The following is a 755-nucleotide window of genomic DNA, read 5'->3' as shown; positions in this document are numbered from 1 at the left end:
GGTTTGGCCACTAAACTATCTAAATGTGAGCTTGAACTGCCACCCACTGACTCGTCTGGTTCTGTGCCGTCTGCAGCAAGGTCCGTTTGGCTTTGAGCGCCATCAGAATGCTCACTATCGCCACTCTTCGTTGCAATGTTTGCTTCGTCTTTTACCTTAGTCTTGTGGTGGGCTGTTAGATGTTCTTCAATCATGGTTTGTAACGCATCGTTTGCCTCATTTTCAGAGGCTCCACCAAGAACAGTAGCGGCGCGCTCTTCTGAAGTATCAAGAGATTTCTGATCTGTTCTGTCTGAGCTATTTTCTTCCTGAAGCTGTTCATGAGCTGCAGAAAAGTTAAGAAGAGGTTCATCGCTAAATGAATATTCAAACTGCTCTGCGACTAACGATGCAGTCATTTTCTGATCATCAATGGTAAATTCATTCAATAGTTCATTATTATCGATAGACTCATCGTGGGTAACCGAATTAACAGTACTGACCTGAACTTGTCCCTGAGCATCGATGACGGAAGTCGCTTGTAAACCACTGCCAGTATCTGTGGTGACAACGGTAGTTTCAAAACCTGAATTGGTAGCGGTAAGCGCATGATCAGAGATCAGTTTTAGTTGGTCACTGAGTGCCGGATCGATTTGATAGCTATTGTGGCTTTGCGGTACCGAGTGGCCATTGTCATAGATGAGAGCTACACCATTGGGTAGATGTGTTAGAGCGATACTGTCTATAGTTTCTCCTGGCTTTTTATGGACAGAAAT

The 755-nt window shown here is 44.4% G+C and carries 1 protein-coding gene; it reads right to left on the bottom strand.

Translation table 11 applies throughout. The features are described from left to right. Positions 1-755: hypothetical protein (locus tag A3762_RS28095; RefSeq protein WP_197469576.1), on the bottom strand; the 755-nt coding region annotated here is incomplete at both ends.

Source organism: Oleiphilus sp. HI0125 (assembly GCF_001635355.1).
This window is presented reverse-complemented; position numbering and strand designations above follow the sequence as displayed.